Origin of the sequence: Neorhizobium descurainiae (genome assembly GCF_051400715.1) — a bacterium.
Classification (GTDB): domain Bacteria; phylum Pseudomonadota; class Alphaproteobacteria; order Rhizobiales; family Rhizobiaceae; genus Neorhizobium.
Window position 1 is genome coordinate 1 of the sequence record NZ_JBLFFK010000043.1, and the last position, 16,447, is coordinate 16,447.

The 16,447-nt window shown below is 61.4% G+C and carries 14 protein-coding genes and 1 pseudogene; 7 read left to right on the forward strand and 8 right to left on the reverse strand.

Annotated features, from left to right (window positions below; all coding sequences use genetic code 11):
- Positions 1 to 266: 266 nt before the first annotated feature.
- On the reverse strand, positions 267 to 959 hold the full coding sequence (locus ACMGE0_RS32685) for a GntR family transcriptional regulator (RefSeq protein WP_436820027.1): 693 nt from the start codon (positions 957 to 959) through the stop codon (positions 267 to 269).
- 168 nt (positions 960 to 1,127) lie between these two features.
- Between ACMGE0_RS32685 and ACMGE0_RS32690 the strand changes: the two genes are divergently transcribed.
- From ACMGE0_RS32690 to ACMGE0_RS32715, 6 genes are all read left to right on the forward strand, one after another.
- Positions 1,128 to 3,065, forward strand: coding sequence for an ABC transporter substrate-binding protein (locus tag ACMGE0_RS32690; protein ID WP_436820028.1), 1,938 nt, complete (start codon positions 1,128 to 1,130; stop codon positions 3,063 to 3,065).
- 71 nt (positions 3,066 to 3,136) lie between these two features.
- Positions 3,137 to 4,123 (forward strand): ABC transporter permease, encoded by a 987-nt coding sequence (locus ACMGE0_RS32695; RefSeq protein WP_436820029.1) that lies wholly within the window; start codon positions 3,137 to 3,139, stop codon positions 4,121 to 4,123.
- A complete protein-coding gene (locus ACMGE0_RS32700; RefSeq protein WP_436820030.1) occupies positions 4,120 to 5,274 on the forward strand; it encodes an ABC transporter permease in 1,155 nt (384 codons plus the stop codon). The genes ACMGE0_RS32695 and ACMGE0_RS32700 overlap by 4 nt, the downstream gene beginning before the upstream one ends.
- A 2-nt stretch (positions 5,275 to 5,276) precedes the next feature.
- Positions 5,277 to 6,983: an ABC transporter ATP-binding protein gene (locus ACMGE0_RS32705; protein ID WP_436820040.1), complete on the forward strand. Its 1,707-nt coding sequence runs from the start codon at positions 5,277 to 5,279 to the stop codon at positions 6,981 to 6,983.
- A gap of 4 nt (positions 6,984 to 6,987) precedes the next feature.
- Positions 6,988 to 8,196: a D-mannonate dehydratase ManD gene (gene manD / locus ACMGE0_RS32710; protein ID WP_436820031.1), complete on the forward strand. Its 1,209-nt coding sequence runs from the start codon at positions 6,988 to 6,990 to the stop codon at positions 8,194 to 8,196.
- A 13-nt stretch (positions 8,197 to 8,209) separates the two neighbouring features.
- Positions 8,210 to 9,364 (forward strand): mandelate racemase/muconate lactonizing enzyme family protein, encoded by a 1,155-nt coding sequence (locus ACMGE0_RS32715; RefSeq protein ID WP_436820032.1) that lies wholly within the window; start codon positions 8,210 to 8,212, stop codon positions 9,362 to 9,364.
- Positions 9,365 to 9,690: 326 nt separating this feature from the next.
- Here the strand turns inward: ACMGE0_RS32715 and ACMGE0_RS32720 are convergent, their stop codons facing one another.
- From ACMGE0_RS32720 to ACMGE0_RS32745, 6 genes are all read right to left on the reverse strand, one after another.
- Entirely contained in the window at positions 9,691 to 10,104 is a 414-nt protein-coding gene (locus tag ACMGE0_RS32720) for a DUF3830 family protein (RefSeq protein WP_436820033.1), read from the reverse strand.
- 70 nt (positions 10,105 to 10,174) lie between these two features.
- A complete protein-coding gene (locus ACMGE0_RS32725) occupies positions 10,175 to 10,945 on the reverse strand; it encodes an ABC transporter permease (protein WP_436820034.1) in 771 nt (256 codons plus the stop codon).
- Positions 10,942 to 11,781 carry an ABC transporter ATP-binding protein gene (locus tag ACMGE0_RS32730; protein ID WP_436820035.1) on the reverse strand — a complete coding sequence of 280 codons (840 nt, stop codon included), beginning with the start codon at positions 11,779 to 11,781 and terminating at the stop codon, positions 10,942 to 10,944. The genes ACMGE0_RS32725 and ACMGE0_RS32730 overlap by 4 nt, the downstream gene beginning before the upstream one ends.
- Entirely contained in the window at positions 11,778 to 13,223 is a 1,446-nt protein-coding gene (gene allB / locus ACMGE0_RS32735) for an allantoinase AllB (protein WP_436820036.1), read from the reverse strand. The genes ACMGE0_RS32730 and allB overlap by 4 nt, the downstream gene beginning before the upstream one ends.
- Before the next feature lie 12 nt (positions 13,224 to 13,235).
- A complete protein-coding gene (locus ACMGE0_RS32740; RefSeq protein ID WP_436820037.1) occupies positions 13,236 to 14,027 on the reverse strand; it encodes an SDR family NAD(P)-dependent oxidoreductase in 792 nt (263 codons plus the stop codon).
- Between the two features lie 59 nt (positions 14,028 to 14,086).
- Positions 14,087 to 15,136 carry an ABC transporter substrate-binding protein gene (locus tag ACMGE0_RS32745; RefSeq protein ID WP_436820038.1) on the reverse strand — a complete coding sequence of 350 codons (1,050 nt, stop codon included), beginning with the start codon at positions 15,134 to 15,136 and terminating at the stop codon, positions 14,087 to 14,089.
- Between the two features lie 141 nt (positions 15,137 to 15,277).
- Between ACMGE0_RS32745 and ACMGE0_RS32750 the strand changes: the two genes are divergently transcribed.
- Positions 15,278 to 16,168: a LysR family transcriptional regulator gene (locus ACMGE0_RS32750; RefSeq protein ID WP_436820039.1), complete on the forward strand. Its 891-nt coding sequence runs from the start codon at positions 15,278 to 15,280 to the stop codon at positions 16,166 to 16,168.
- 12 nt (positions 16,169 to 16,180) lie between these two features.
- Here the strand turns inward: ACMGE0_RS32750 and ACMGE0_RS32755 are convergent.
- Positions 16,181 to 16,447: pseudogene (locus tag ACMGE0_RS32755) on the reverse strand (short chain dehydrogenase); the annotation flags it as partial.

Below are 16,447 nucleotides of genomic sequence, written 5' to 3' on the forward strand. Positions count from 1 at the left end.
TCGAGATCGTCGAGCGCCGCGGCTACAGAGGCTACGGCGCCCCCAACGCCATCTTCCGCATCGCTGCCCTCAAAAAACACATGCGCCCAGAAGGGATGCCGAAAGTGTAGGGATTTGCTTACAACACGGAAAGAAAGCAAAGCTTTCTTCTATGGTGGCCGGCAGCTCGTGCTGCTTAATAACTCAGACCGGGCGCGGCCCTCGTTGATCATCGCCACAGGGCGTCCTTCAGATGCGGGCCTGAACCAGTCGGTCCAAATAAGTGGTCAATAGCGGCGCGCTCGCATGTGCTCGATGATATGGGCACCCGATCCGGAAACATGTTTGGCTATGGCGGCCGCCGCTGCGTCCGCGTCATATTGCTTCAAGCAACGCAGCAACTCCTTGTGTTCCTCAAGGACGTCCCTCTGGCGCTTGACGGACGTGGTGAACTGGCGGCTTATTGCTCCAAGTATCTGACGGTGCCGTACCCAGAGATCGACCGCGTGGCGGTTGTAGTGCCGGTCGTACATGAGCCGGTGGAATTCCAAGTCAAGTCTGGAGTGTTTCATCTCGTCGGCGAAATTCAGCGCCTCGATTTCCGCCTGCACTCGCTCCAGTTCTTCGATTTCGACCTGAGTGACGATGCCGACGAACCAGCGGGTCAGCGCCGGCTCGATCAGTACCTCGATCTCGCAGATATCTCGTACGAATTCCTCATCGATCGGCCGGACGCGGGCGCCGCGATTCGGGGTCATGATGACGAAGCCTTCGCCCCGAAGCTGCTGCAGCGCCTCTCTCACGGGGTTCGTGGAGGTACCCATGCGGCTTGCCAATTCGGCCACCTTCAGCCGCTCGTTGGCCTTTACCCGCCCATGAATGATGTCGTCGCGCAGGCGCTCGTAGATCGATGAGCCGGCGTCCTCCGCTGATTCATCGCTTTCGGAATTCGTATCGCGAATGCTGGTGATCATACTCATGTGTCTGCTTTTAATGCACTTTCTCTCGAGTTCAAAGAGCAAAGTAATCCGATCTGTACATTCTGATTGACAAATAATGTACGATCTGAAAGCTTTTGTCCATCTCAGGGCGTGATGGCCTGTGGGGAGGAAACCGGCGGAGAGGGCCGGTCAAAAGGAGGAGACAACATGCTTTATCAGCCGAAGCTGCGCGGCCTTATCCTGTCGTCAGGTCTGTTGAGTACGCTGATCCTGAGTTCGATCGTCCCGGCCTGGGCCGTGGAATTCAAGCAGGCGCCGATGCTGGAAGAGCAGGTCAAGGCCGGCAAGCTGCCTGCGGTCACCGAGCGCCTTCCGGAGCATCCCTATGTGGAGACGATGATCGACGGCATCGGGAAATATGGCGGGACGCTGCGCACCACCATCCTCGCCAATGGCGACCATTACAACCTGACCCGCACCATCGCCAATGAGCTGCTCGTCCGCTGGGATCCCGAGTGGAAGAAGGTGGCTCCGTCGCTGGCCGAGGAGTTCACGGCATCCGAGGACGCCACGACCTATACGTTCAAGCTCCGCGAGGGGCTGAAGTGGAGCGACGGCCAGCCGTTCACCGCCGACGACATCATGTTCTGGTACGAAGACGTGTTCATGAACGACGCGCTGTCTCCTGCCAAGAACCCCACCTTCACGGTTGCCGGCAAGCCGGTGAAGGTCCGCAAGATCGACGACCTCACGGTGGAATTCAAGTTCGACTCGCCCTACGGGCTCTTCCTGCAGCAGCTCGCCTATGGCCAGGGCCATCTGCCGGTCATCTATCCCAAGCACTATCTCAGCCAGTTCCACGAGAAGTACAACAAGGACGGCATTGTGGACCTGCTGAAGGCCAATCCGGCGGCCGGAGACTGGGTTGCCCTGTTCAATTCCAAGGTTTCGCTGACCTTCCAGCCGCCCTTCTGGCAGAATCTCGAGCTTCCGACGCTCAATCCGTGGGTGCTCACGGTTCCCTATGCCGACAGCGACCGCGTGGTGGCGACCCGCAATCCTTATTATTGGAAGGTCGATCCGGACGGAAACCAGCTTCCCTATATCGACGGCATCACCTGGGCAAAGCTCGACGATCCGCAGCTCATGGCGTTGAAGATGACCTCCGGCGAGTTCGATTTCGCCTTCCGTCACATCAACAACTCGACCTTCAAATCCGTCCTCTTCGACGGGCAGGAAACGGGCGGCTACCGCTTCGTCGACGTGAAGGACCTGCCGGCAAACGATGCTGTCATCCTGCTCAATCTGAATTCCACCGATCCCGTGAAGCGGGCAATCTTTCAGAACAAGGATTTCCGCATAGGGTTGAGCCATGCCATCAACCGGCAGGAAATCATCGACCTCGTCTATGTAGGGCAGGGCGCTCCCGCCCAGGTCGCCGTCCAGCCCGAGCATGAGCTCTTCAATGAACGCGAGGCGACGCAATATACCGAATACAATCCCGAGCTCTCCAACGAGATCCTCGACAAGGTCCTGCCGAACAAGGATGCGGAAGGCTTCCGGCTCGACGAGAGCGGCAAGCGCTTCACCATCAATTTCATGGTGGCGGATGTCTTCGGGCTTTCCTATCCGGACGTCATGCAGATGGTGCAGCAATATGCCCGGGAGGTGGGCATCGACATCCAGCTCCGCACCACCGATCGCGCGCGGCTCAACACGATGTGGGCCGCAAACGAACAGGATGCCTATATCTGGAATTGCGTCGGCGGACTGTCCGAAGTCTACACCGATCCGCGCTGCTACATGCCCTTCCAGAAAGCCGATATCTTCTTCGCGATGAAGTGGAGCGAGTGGTACTCGAACCACGCGACCGGCGAGGAGCCGCCGGCGGAAATCAAGGAATTGATGGCGGCCTATGACAAGGTCAACGCCGCCGTCACCGACGACGACCGCCGCGAGAAGATGAAGGAATTCCTGAACCTTTCGGCCGACAATTTCCTCAATATCGGTATTTCGCGGCCCATGCCGAAATACATGATGGTGTCGAAGAAGCTGAAGAACGTGGTCGACGGCATTCCGATCACCGGCAACCTCTGGCATCCGGCCCCGACGCTGACCCAGTGGTATTTCGACCAGGCGAACTAAGCGCCTCCTCCTAAGGCTGGTGGCAGCTCTTGCCGCCAGCTGTCCCTTCGATCCAATCGAACGGTCAAGACATGCTTCGTTTCATCATCAAGCGGCTGGTGTTCGCGATCCCGACACTGTTCGCGGTCTCCATCATCGCCTTCATCATCATCCAGCTCCCGCCCGGAGACTATCTGACGACGCTGATGGCCGACTGGGCGAGCCAGGGCGGGGCGGTGGAAGCCGGTACGGTCGCGGCGATGCGGGAGCGCTACGGCCTCGATCAACCGATTTATTTTCAGTATTACAAATGGATCTTCGGCATCCTGACGCGTGGCGATTTCGGCATATCCTTCGAACTCGGTCGGCCGGTGACGGAGCTCATCTGGAGCCGTCTCGGCTTCTCGCTTCTGCTCTCCGTTCTGACGCTCTGCTTCGTTTGGGCGATCGCGATCCCGATCGGCATCCTCTCGGCGGTGCGCCAGTATTCGATCTCCGATTACACCGCGACCTTCATGGCCTTCTTCTTCCTGGCCATTCCGGACTTCCTGATGGCGCTTTCGGCCATGTACATCATGTCCGCCTGGTTCGGCCAAAGTGTCGGCGGGCTCTTCTCGCCGGCCTATGTCGACGCGCCGTGGAGCCTCGCCAGGCTTCTGGATTTTGCCAAGCACGTCTGGCTGCCGGTCGTGGTTATCGGCCTGGGCTCGCTTGCAGCCCTCGTGCGCATCATGCGCGCCAACCTGCTCGACGAGCTGTCGAAGCCCTATGTCACTACGGCGCGGGCAAAGGGAATGTCGGAATTCGAACTTCTCGTCCGCTATCCCGTGCGGCTTGCCCTTAACCCGCTGATCTCGACGCTTGGCTGGATCCTGCCGGCCGTCATCTCGGGCGAGATCATCGTGTCGGTGGTCATGAGCTTGCCGACGACCGGGCCGCTGCTCCTGCGCGCGCTGCTCGCGCAGGACATGTATCTCGCCGGCTCGCTTATCCTGCTGATCTCGGTGCTGACCATCATCGGCACGCTGATTTCCGACATTCTGCTTGCCATCACCGACCCGCGGATACGGTTCCAATGACAGATATCACGCACCTTCCGCCCGAAAGCGGCCCCTCGCTCGACCTTTCCGGCAAGGACATCGCCGTTGCCGGTCAATGGCGACTCTTCTGGCTCAAGTTCAAGAAGCACAAAATCGCGCTCGCCAGCCTCGTCGTTATCGTCTTCATGTACCTGGTCGCGGCGTTTGCGGATTTCATCGCCCCCTTCGATCCGAATGCCACGAACGCGCGCTTCACCTATGCGCCGCCGCAGGGGCTCTCCTTCATGCGCGATGGGGGCTTCGGCCCCCATGTCGATCAGCTCCGGATGACGCTGAACACCGAATCCATGCGCCGCGAATTCACCCCGGACCCGGCAAGGCCGATATCCGTGGGTTTCTTCGTCAAGGCGCCGCAACCCTATCATCTGCTGGGCTTCATTCCTGTGGAGACCAAGCTCTTCGGGATGATCGATCCCAAGCCCGGCGACAGCATGTACGTCTTCGGAGCGGACCGGCTCGGCCGCGACATCTTCTCGCGGGTCGTGCACGGCGCCAAGATCTCGCTGTCGATCGGGCTCGTCGGCGTCTTCATGAGCCTCATTCTCGGCGTGACGATCGGCGGCGTTTCCGGCTTCTTCGGCGGCTGGGTGGATCTCGCGATCCAGCGTGTCATCGAACTTCTCCGCTCGATCCCGACCATTCCGCTGTGGATGGGCCTTGCGGCTGCGATCCCCGTCGGCTGGCCGCCGCTCAGGACCTATTTCGTCATCACGCTGATCGTCTCCCTGATCGGCTGGACGAGCCTCGCCCGCGAGGTGCGCGGCAAGTTCCTGTCGCTCCGGAGCGAGGATTTCGTCATCGCCGCCCGCCTCGACGGCATGAGCGAGATCGGCATCATCTTCCAGCATCTGGTGCCCTCCTTCATGAGCCATATCATCGCGACGCTGACGCTTGCGATCCCGTCCATGATCCTCGCGGAAACCGCACTTTCCTTTCTCGGCATTGGCCTGCAGCCGCCGATCATCTCCTGGGGCGTGCTGCTGCAGGAGGCGCAGAATATCCGCGCGGTCGCGCAGGCGCCGTGGCTCCTCTTCACGCCGGCGGCCGCGATCGTCATTTCGGTCCTTGCGCTCAACTTTCTGGGTGATGGACTTCGTGACGCCGCCGACCCCTATGAGGCCGTTTCATGAGCATGACGTCGAACCCTTCTGACGACACGATCCTGAAGGTCGAGGACCTCAAGACCTGGTTCCCGACCCGCAGCGGCATCTTCAAGGCTGTCGATGGCGTCTCCTTCGAGCTGAAGCGTGGCAAGACGCTCTGTGTCGTGGGTGAATCCGGCTCGGGCAAATCGGTGACCGCCCGCTCGATCCTGCAGATCGTCGACAGGCCCGGCCGCATCGAGAGCGGCTCCATCCTCCTGACGCGTCCCGACGGGGCGCAGACCGATCTGGCCAAGCTCGATCCGCGGGGAAAGGAAATACGCGCTGTTCGCGGCAAGCAGATCGCCATGATCTTCCAGGAACCGATGAGTTCGCTGTCGCCGGTCCACCGCATCGGCACCCAGATCGGCGAGACGCTGCGCATCCATTTCGGCACGCCGAAAAAGGAGCAGCGGGAGCGGGTGATCGAACTGTTGCGGCAGGTAGAAATTCCCCGCCCCGAAACGGCGATCGACCGCTATACTTTCGAGTTTTCCGGCGGCATGCGCCAGCGCGTGATGATCGCCATGGCGCTTGCCTGCAACCCGTCGGTGCTGATTGCCGACGAGCCGACGACCGCGCTCGACGTCACCACCCAGGCGGAAATCCTCGACCTCATCAAGAGACTGCAGCAGAGCCACGGAATGGCGGTGCTGTTCATCACCCATGACATGGGCGTCGTGGCCGAAATCGCCGACGAAGTGCTGGTCATGTACCGCGGCAAGGTGATGGAAAAGGGGCCGGTCGACCAGATTTTTCATTCGCCTCAGGACGACTATACGCGCCGGCTGATCGGCTCCGTGGTGAAGCTGGAAAAGAAGGCGGAAGTTCGCCTTAGGCGGCAGAATAATCCGGCTGAGAAGCCGCCTCTTCTGGAGGTGAAGGATCTGTCGCTGACGTTTGCGTCCGGGCTCAAGGCGGTCGATGGCGTATCGCTTGCCGTCCGGCCGGGAGAGACGCTTGGCATCGTCGGCGAATCCGGTTCCGGCAAGACGACGATGGGGCGCTGCCTGCTGCGCATCTACGACCCTCAGGCCGGTACCATCAATTACCGTCGCGCCGACGGCCGAACGGTGGATATCCGAACGGCGGACAAGACAGCCTTGAAGGATATCCGCCGCGAGGTCCGGATGATCTTTCAGGACCCGGTCGGCTCGCTCAGTCCGCGCAAGACCGTCGGCCAGATCATAGCCGAGCCTTTGAAGCTTGCAGGCATGAAGGGTGGCGAGCTCGACGACCGGGTTGTCCAACTCATGCGTCAGGTGGGGCTCGAGCCGGCCTGGCGGGAGCGCTACCCGCACGCATTTTCGGGCGGGCAGCGTCAGCGCATCGGCATTGCCCGCGCGATCGCGGTCAAACCGAGGCTAATCGTCGCCGACGAGGCGACGTCGGCGCTCGACGTTTCGCTCCGGTCCCAGATGCTCGACCTGATGATGCAGCTACAGGACGAGCTTGGCCTTTCCTATGTCTTCATATCGCACGACATGTCGGTGATCCGCTACATGTGCGACCGCGTCGCGGTCATGTATCGCGGCCGGATCGTAGAGGCCGGGGATACCGATCAGGTCGTCAGCGATCCCTCGCACGACTACACGCGCGCGCTTCTTTCCGCCATTCCCCATCCCGATCCGCGCAACCGGCGCATCCACAACCGGTTCCGCTACGAACCCGCACGCACGCTTTCAGCAAACGGATAAATCCATGAAAATTACCGAGGTTAAGGTCATCGTCTGCTCGCCGGGGCGCAATTTCGTCACGGTCAAGATTGTCACGGACGAAGGGCTGACCGGCGTCGGCGACGCGACCTTGAACGGCCGCGAAAAGGCAGTGGTCGCCTATCTGCAGGATCATCTGGCTCCGCTGTTGATCGGCCGCGATCCGAGCCGCATCGAGGATATCTGGCAATATTTCTACAAGGGCGCCTATTGGCGCCGCGGCCCGGTAACCATGGCGGCGATCGCCGGCGTCGACACCGCGCTCTGGGACATCAAGGCCAAGGTGGCTAACATGCCGCTCTATCAGCTTCTCGGCGGCGCCAGCCGCGAGAAAGTGCTCTGCTACACCCATGCGCAGGGCAAGGACATCGCCGAAGCGGTGGAAGCCGTCGGCCGGCGCAAGGAGCAGGGCTACAAGGCAATCCGTGTGCAGGTCGGCATTCCCGGCCTTCCGGATGTCTACGGCACGGGCGCGAAATCGGTGACGAACAACGCGCTGGATGATGCGTTCCCCCATGAGGAAACCTGGTCGACATCCAAATACCTGCGCTACGTTCCCAAGCTGTTCGAGGCCGTCCGCGAGACCTATGGCCCGGACATCGAGTTGCTGCACGATACCCACCATCGCCTGACACCGATCGAGGCGGCCAGGCTTGGCAAGGACCTGGAATTTGCCCGGCTGTTCTGGCTTGAGGATACGGTGGCCGCCGAGCACCAGGAGGGTTTCCGCCTTATCCGCCAGCACACCACGACCCCGCTTGCGGTCGGTGAGGTATTCAACACCATCTGGGACGCACGGCTGCTGATCGAGGAGCAGCTTATCGACTATATCCGCATGACCACCGTGCATGCCGGCGGCGTGACGGCGCTTCGCCGGATCATGGATTTTGCGGGCGTCTACAATGTCCGTACCGCCTGCCACGGAGCGATGGACATGTCGCCCATCTGCCTCGGCGCCAACCTGCATCTGGACCTTTGGGTGCCGAATTTCGGCATTCAGGAATATTCCGGCTACCTGCCGCAGATACTGGAAGTCTTCCCCAGCGCCTGGAGCCTTTCGGATGGCTACCTGCATCCTGGCGAGGCCATCGGCCACGGCGTCGATCTCGATGAGAAGCTTGCGGAAAAATATCCATACCAGCGCGCCTATCTGCCGGTGAACCGTCTCGAAGACGGCACGCTGTGGCACTGGTAATTCGGAGGAAAAGATGAAGATCACAGCAATCAAGAGCTATGCCGTCAAGGTCGGCATCCGTAACCAGCTTCTGGTGAAGGTCGAAACGGACGAGGGTATTTTCGGTTGGGGCGAGAGCGGCCTTTCCGGCCGTGAGAAAGCCGTCGTCGGCGCGATCGAGCACTATGCCGAATTCCTGCGCGGTCGCGATCCGTTCAAGATCGGGGCGCTCTGGCAGGAGATGTACCGCAGCCAGTATTTCGAGGGCGGCCGGGTACTCCAGGCGGCGATCTCGGCGATCGACATCGCACTCCACGACATCAAGGGCAAGGCGCTCGGGGTGCCGGTCTACGAACTCCTCGGCGGCAAGCAACGCGACCGCATCCCGACGTTTGCGACCACCTTTGCAGAACCCGGGCCTGCCATGATCGAGCAGGCGCAGATGCTCGTTGAGCACGGCTGGACGGCCATGCGCCTGTCGCCCTCCGGCCATGAGAACAAGGAAATCTACGAACCCCGCGAACATATCGCGGCAACCGCCAGGTGGTGCGTAAAGGCCCGCGAAGCGCTGGGCGCGGATGTGGTTCTCGGTATCGACTACCACCACCGCCTGACCGTCGCAGAGGCAGCAAGCTTCTGCCAGAAGATGCCTTCCGGTACGCTGGACTTCCTTGAAGAGCCGATCCGCGACGAATCCCCCGGCGCTTACGAGGCTCTGCGCCGGCTCACCGACATACCTTTCGCGATCGGAGAGGAATTCTCCTCGAAGTGGCAGTTCCAGCCCTATATCGAACGGGACATCCATCAGTTCAATCGACTGGATGTCTGCAATGTGGGCGGATTGACGGAGAGCATGAAGGTCGCGGCCTGGAGCGAGACCCACTACGTCGATATGATGCCGCACAATCCGCTTGGACCGGTCTGCACCGCCGCGACGATCCATTTCGCGGCCGCTGTGCCGAATTTCTCCTGGCTGGAAACCCGCAACAGCCCGGCCGAAACCCATCTCGGCTTCGACAATTCGGACTTCTTTCCGATCCAGCCTCGGCTGGAAGGGGCGCATTATCCGGTGTCCAATGCTCCGGGCCTCGGCATCGAAATCAACGAAGAGCTTATTGCCAGACAGAGCTTCGAGTTCTGGGAGGCGCCGCATCTGAAGCGACGGGATGGATCGGTTACGAACTGGTAAAGGAACTCCGGTCTATGGCGGTCTGCGGATAATTGAATGGCTATCGACCTCGCCCGTTACATCATGGCTCGACAACGAAGTCGATGAGCCTGCAGGCTTTATTAGAAGAAAGCACGTGGGTCAAAGGGCTCAGGCCGAGCGGCGCAGCATCAGTTCGGATTTCAGCAGGATTTTATCCTTGCCGGAGGCCGGCTCTATTTCGCTCAGCACCAAGCTGCACCGCTTCGACGACAGGGGCAGCGCCCTCAGAGGCTAGGCCACGAGGGCATCCAGGCACGCCAGGGAACTCCGTGGACATCCGGCAGGAGCTCGTGTTCGGCCATGGTTCAGGCCAGTTCGAAGCGGATGGACTGCGCGCCTTCCCAGAGCGTCTTCTTTCCGAGTGCCGCCAAGTTTTCCAGTCCCCATGTCAACGTGATGAAATGGTTGCCCGCAAGTTGCCCGACTTTGGAAGAGAAGGAAACGCCACCATACGCAAGCAGAATTTCCGTCTCGCTGATGCCGCCCGGGTAAAGGATCATCTGTCCGGGCGCGGGGTGGCTCGTATGGTTTTCGTAGCCAACGCCGAAGCTCTCGTCGCCGAGAGGTATCCACACGCCTTCGCCGCTCCAGCGGACATGAACGACCTGGCTTTCATAGGGCAGGCGCTTCAGGAAGGCCGCGCTGGTCTGCGGGGCGTGTTCCGTCTCGAGACGCGCGTCAAACGTGAAGGGGCCTGCGGTGATCTTGAGGTTGGTCATTATCGCTTCCTGTCGTTGCCGCGTCCTTCGACATGAAGGGAGCGGATGTAATTGCTTGATTGGGAGGGGATTATCCGGCGAAGCGATCGCTGCGGACCGCCCAACCGGTCACACGCGCTTCGATAGCCGAGAAGACGATGTAGAGAGCGACGCCTAGGGCCGCGAGGATGAACAGGCCGGCGAAGACGAGCGGCACGTCGAAGCTGGAACTGGCGATCATCATCAGGTTGCCGATGCCCCGGTTGGAGGCTACGGTTTCGGCGATGACCGTCCCGACAAAGGCCTGAGTGGCGGCTACTTTGAGCGAGGCGAAGAAATAGGGCATGGTCCGCGGCAGTCCGATGTTCCAGAGGATTTCGAGCTTGGTCGCCTTCAGCGTCCGCATCACGTCCTGAAGTTCGGGTTCCGTCGATGCAAGGCCTGTCGCCACGTTGACGACAATCGGGAAGACGCACATCACCATCGCCGTCAGGATGGCCGGAACGGTGCCCGCGCCGAACCACAGGACCAGGATCGGAACGATCGCCACTTTCGGGATAGACGAGAAGCCGACGAGCATCGGATAGGCAACGTCATAGGCGAGTTTCGAGGAGCCGATCAGCATTCCGAGCAGCAAGCCGAAAAGGATGCCAAGTCCGAAACCGACGAGCGTGGTATAGACCGTCTGGAGCGCATGCGGCCAGATCGCGGGAAATTGCGTGACGAGCGTGGACAAGGCCTGCGTCGGGCGCGGCAGCACCATTTCGGATACGCCGAAGACGATGCAGATCAGTTCCCAGGCAACAAAGGAGCCGAGAATGCAGCAGGCGGAAAGAACGCGGCGTCTGGTGTCCGGTGTCATGACTGATGTTCCTTGATGGCCCGTGCCGCGACGATGCGTTTGCGGAGTTTTTGGGTGAGGGAAACGAATTCGGGTTCGAAGGACACATCAATGGTGCGTGGCCGGGCGAAGGGGACGGCGCTGTCCTCGATGATACGGCCCGGCCTTGCCTGCATCACACAGATACGGGAGGCAAGATAGGCGGCCTCCTTGAGGTCGTGGGTCACGAGCAGCACCGTCGGTCTCTTTTCGATCCAGAGGTTCTGCATGATTTCCCAGAGTTCCTCCCGGGTGAACTGGTCAAGCGCGCCGAACGGCTCGTCGAGCAGGAGCAGGGTTGGATCATGGATGAGCGCCCGGCAGAGCGATGCGCGCTGCTGCATGCCGCCCGACAGCTGCCACGGGAACTTGTCGCCAAAGCCCGACAGGCCAACCTGCGAAAGCAGCGCTTCGGCACGGTCGCGGTATTCGCCTTTCTTTTTCTTTGCATAGGAGTGCTTGTAGGGCGCGACGATCTTCAGCGGCATTATTACATTATCGCAAATGTTCAGCCACGGAAGCAGCGTCGGGTTCTGGAACGCCATGCCGATCCGCACATTGTTGGCCCCGATCTCCCGTCCGGCCACGAAAATATGACCCTGCGTGGGTGACAGCGTTCCGGCGACGAGCTTGAGGATCGTCGATTTGCCGCAGCCCGAGGGGCCGACAAGCGCGACGAATTCGCCGTTCTCGATCCTGAGCGACGTTTCCGCCAGGGCCACCGTCTGGTTCTTCTCGCCACCGAAGGTGACGTTCACCCTTTCAAGATCGATGATCGGATTGCGGATCGCAAACTCGGTGGTGGGAGGAAACGTCATGCTACGGAACTCCTTCGCGGCGACGTCACCGCTGCCATGGTCTGGTCGGTATTGCGCAGCTCGGCGGGAGGCATGGCCTGAATGGCGTGAACGGAGCGGCCCCAGCCGCGGGCATCATCCTGCAGCCGGCGATCCTTCATCGCGAACCGGCCGCGGACGATCGTGTGAACCGGCAGGGCCGTCGCCTTCATGCCGTGCCAGGGCGAGATTTTGGCGCGGGACTGGATCGCCGCGTCGTTGATCGTCCACTGAAGGTCTGTATCGACGATGGCGATGTCGGCGTCCGAACCGACCATCAAGGTGCCCTTTTTCGGGAAGAGGCCCCAGGCCTTTGCCGGATTCTCGGCGCTCCAACGGACATAGTCCGAAAGGCTCGCCTTCCTGCGGGCGATCTCGGTCAGCATCAGCGGCATCTGCGTCTCGACGCCGGGGAAGCCGCAATCCACCGTCCAGATGTCTTCACGCGTCTTCTCTTCCGGCGCATGCGGAGCGTGGTCGGTGGCGATCATGTCGATCGTTCCGTCGACGAGCGCCCGCCAGATCGGGTCCTGGTTCTCCGCCTCGCGCACAGGGGGATTGACCCGGATGACGCCTCGCATCGCCTCGTAGTCGTCGGATGACAACAGAAGGTATTGCGGGCAGGTTTCCCCCGTTATGTCGACGCCGCGGGCCTTTGCCTCGGCCAGTGGACGAAGTTCTGCGGCTGACGAGATGTGCAGGACGTGGATGCGCGCACCCGTCCACTCGGCGAGGATGGCGGCGCGGGCGACCGCTTCCGTCGCCACGACGGCCGGGCGCGCGGCGAGGTGGGCAAGCGGATCGGTGCGGCCCATCTGCCGGAGGCGCGCTTCGCGGCGTTCCATGATGGAGTTCGTCTCCGCATGCAGCGAGATGCGCTTTCCCGTCGGAGCGACGATCTCGAACGCTTCCAGCATCGCCCCGGTCGTCGGAGAGGGAATGCGGCCGAAGGTGTTGCCCATATAGAGCTTGAAGCCGATGATGCCGCCTTCGATCAGTTCGTCGACATTCGCAAGACTGTCCTCGCCGAGGACGGCATAGAGACCATAGTCGACATGGGCCTTGGCACTGGCGATTGCGTGCTTGTCCGCGAGCGATTTGGCATCGGAGATGGCGGGCAGCGTGTTCGGCATGTCGAAGACGGTCGTGACGCCGCCGAAGGCGGCCGCCGCCGTTCCACTGGCGAAATCTTCCTTTTGCGGGTAGCCGGGATCGCGGAAATGGACATGGACGTCGATCGCGCCCGGGAGGATATGCAGGCCGGTCGCGTCAAGGTAGTCTACGGCTTTCGGCATGGCGGTCCTGCCGCCTATCGCGAGGATCGTGCCGCCCTTGATCGCGATGCTGGCCTTGTATTCGGTGTCCGGCGAGACGATGGTGCCGCCGTGGATCACGAGATCTGCGATAATGTCTGGGGTCGTCATGTCCTCGATCCTTTATAGAGCGGCCCAGCCGCCGTCGACGGGAAGATCGACGCCGGTGATCTGGCGGGAGACGTCGCTGGCGAGGAAGAGGCAGGCATTGGCCACGTCCTCGTCGACGGTGATTCGCCTGAGGGCATAGTCCGCCGCGTGGCGCTCGGCGGCCTCGGCTTCGGAGATGCCGAGTTTCCCGGCCATCGTCCTGCAGACCTTGTCCCGAAAACGCGGACCGTCGACCATGCCGGGCGCCACGCAGTTCACGTTGATGTTGTGCGGGCCAACCTCCAGCGCGAAGCTCTTGGTAATCCCGCGCAGGCCCCATTTGGACGCCGAATACGCAAGGCGTCCGGCGCGCCCCTTCATGCCGAACGTGCCGCCGACATTGACGACCTTGCCGTAGCGCCGATCGATCATAGTCGGCAGGACCGCACGGATCATGTGGAAACAGCCGTTCATATTGAGTGTGACGATCTCGTCGAACTCTTCGGGTGTCGTCTCCACGCCCGTCTTGCCCATCGGACCGGAGCCGCCGGCGACGTTCACGAGCACATCGATACGGCCGAACGCTTCCAGGGTTCTGGCCGCGGCCGCGTCGCACCGGCTGGCGTCCGTCAGGTCGCAGCCGATCACGATGGCCGAATGGCCGTTCGATTTCAGCTCCTCGGCGATCGGCTCGATCGCGCTTGTATCGCGGCCGACAAGGGCCAGCTTGCAGCCTTCGGCCGCGAAGGCTCGGGTGATCGCCGCCCCCATCCCCTTTGCGGGGCCGGTGATGAACACGACTTTGTCCGTCAGCTTCAGGTCCATGATTTTCCGTTTCGATTTGCGTTTGAGTGGAAGGGAGACGGCGCGAGATGCGCCGGCCCCTACTGGACCGAGGTGAGCAGTTCGCTTTTGGGCGGCAGGAAGCTGCGATCGAAGACCTCGCCGACGGCCGGCGTCCGCGGGAGGCCGTTCGCCTGGACGAGAATGTCGATGGATGCCGCAAGGCGGGTCTCGTCGACGTCGCCGAGGCCGACCTTTGCGACTTCCGGATGGCTCATCTCGTCCGCCAGCGTGGCGTCGAAACGCTCGCGCTCGACATCGGTCTTGATCAACGGTTCCCGCGCCTTGACCGAGGCGACGGCGGCGTCAGGGTCCTTGATCGCGTCCTTGATGCTCTTGTTCAGCGCACGCAGGAAGCCCTTCACCGCGTCCGGGTGCTCCTTGACGAAGGATTTCGAGACGACGATGGCGTTGGAGTAGAGGTCCATGCCGTAATCGCCGTAGTTGATGAAGCGGATTTCCTTGTCGGGATCGATGCCGATCAGTTTGGCGCTGAAGCGGATCGTGTTGACATAGCCGAAGACACCGTCGACCTGCCCCTGCATCAGCATCTGCTCGCGCAGGTTCGGCTGCATGTTCGTCACTTCGACCTTCGAGCAGTCGGTCTTGGAGATCGAGCAAAGGGCCGGGAAGAGCTTCAGGGCCCCGTCGTTCGCCGCGCCGCCAAGTGTGCGTCCGGGAAAGTCCGCCGGCGACTTGATCGGGCTGTTGGCCTTAACCGCGACGGCAAAGGGCGGCTGGTTGTACATCATGAAGACGCCGACGGGGGCATCTTCCGGCTTCTTGGCGGCAAATTCGATCAGAGCATTGATGTCGCCGAACCCCATGTCGTATGCGCCGTTTGCCACCAGCGGGACTGCTGCACCAGACCCGTTGCCCTGGTCCATCGTGACGTTGAGGCCTTCCTCCTTGAAGTACCCCTTGTCCTCGGCAAGGAAGAGCAGACCCTGCGGACCCTGATATTTCCAGTTCAGCACCAGCTTGATGTTGGTTTGCGCCTGCGCTGCGGCGGCCGTGGCGAGCGTTGCGAGAGCGGTCATCGCAGCAAGTGCTGCCATGCGGGCATGCGTTTTCATCTGGTGGTTAGCCATTGCTTGTCCCCTTGTTTGTTCGGTGAAGCCTGCCGGGCTCGTTCATTCATGTTGCAGCGCGACAATACATTGTTCAGTGTGTACTTCTAGCGCCATTATGGTGCGCTACCGGTGCCAAAAAGGCCTCACTTGGAGAGAGCGATGCGTCACCTCAGACTGTTGCAGCAGGTTTCCGAAATCGCCAGGGCCGGCTCGATCCGCCAGGCGGCGGAAAAGATGAATATCACCGCCTCGGCGATGAACCGGAAAATCCAAGACCTGGAACGCGAGATCGGCACACCGATTTTCGAGAGGCGCGCACGGGGCGTTAAACTGACGGCCGCAGGCGAAATGTTCGTTCGCTATGCGCGCAGCCAGATCGCCGACGCCGAGCGTCTGAGTTCCCAGGTGGAGGATCTGCGCGGCCTCCGGCGCGGCCCGGTCAAGATCGCCTGCAGCCAGGCGCTGGCTCTGGACTTCCTGCCGTCGCAGATCGGCGCGTTCAGGAAGGACAATCCCCGGCTCGTTTTCGACCTCAAGGTGATGGATCACAACGCTGCCATCAACGCCCTCATCGAGTACGATGTCGACCTTGCGATCGTCTACCGGGCGACGATACGTCCCGCGGTCCGGATACTGACCTCCGTTCCCCAGCGACTGGTTGCGATCATGCGGGACGATCATCCGTTGGCGGCCAAACAGACGCTCCGTCTTTCGGATTGCGTCGGCCATCCGCTTGCTTTGCCCGACCAGAGCCTCGGCGGTCGCCAAGTTCTCGACGAGGTTATCGCGAGGCGCGATTTCCGATTCGACGTTATGGCGGAATCCAATTCGTTCGAGATGCTCAGGGGCCTCGTGCTCCGCAGCAACATGATCTCGTTCCAGATCGATATCGGTGCGCCGAGGGGAGAGTTCGGCATGGGCGTTGTCGGGCGCCCCATCGACGAGCGGGACATTCCGCGATCGGATTTGGTTTTATGCCAGCTCCGCGGCCGCATCCTGCCTTTGGCGGCGGCGAGTTTTGCTGATCGTTTATCAAAGGCTATGGCATAGACTACCGAGTTCTCACACGAACGTCACGTTGGTCAGATCTCGGGACGTCTCCCAAAGGCGGACCGAGACGCCCATATCCAGCGCTTGTTCGGGAGGTTTTTCCTCGACTGGATAGCCGCGCATTCCGCCCAGCCCGTCAGGGCCATAATAGGCGCCGTCCCGCGCTGCCGGATCGGTCGCCGCGTAGAGGGTAGGCAGCGCACCCTGCGACGCGGGCTGGAACAGGAACGGCAGGAAGCGGCGCACCCACGCAGCCATGCTCCGTCGGCCCGCTCCGTT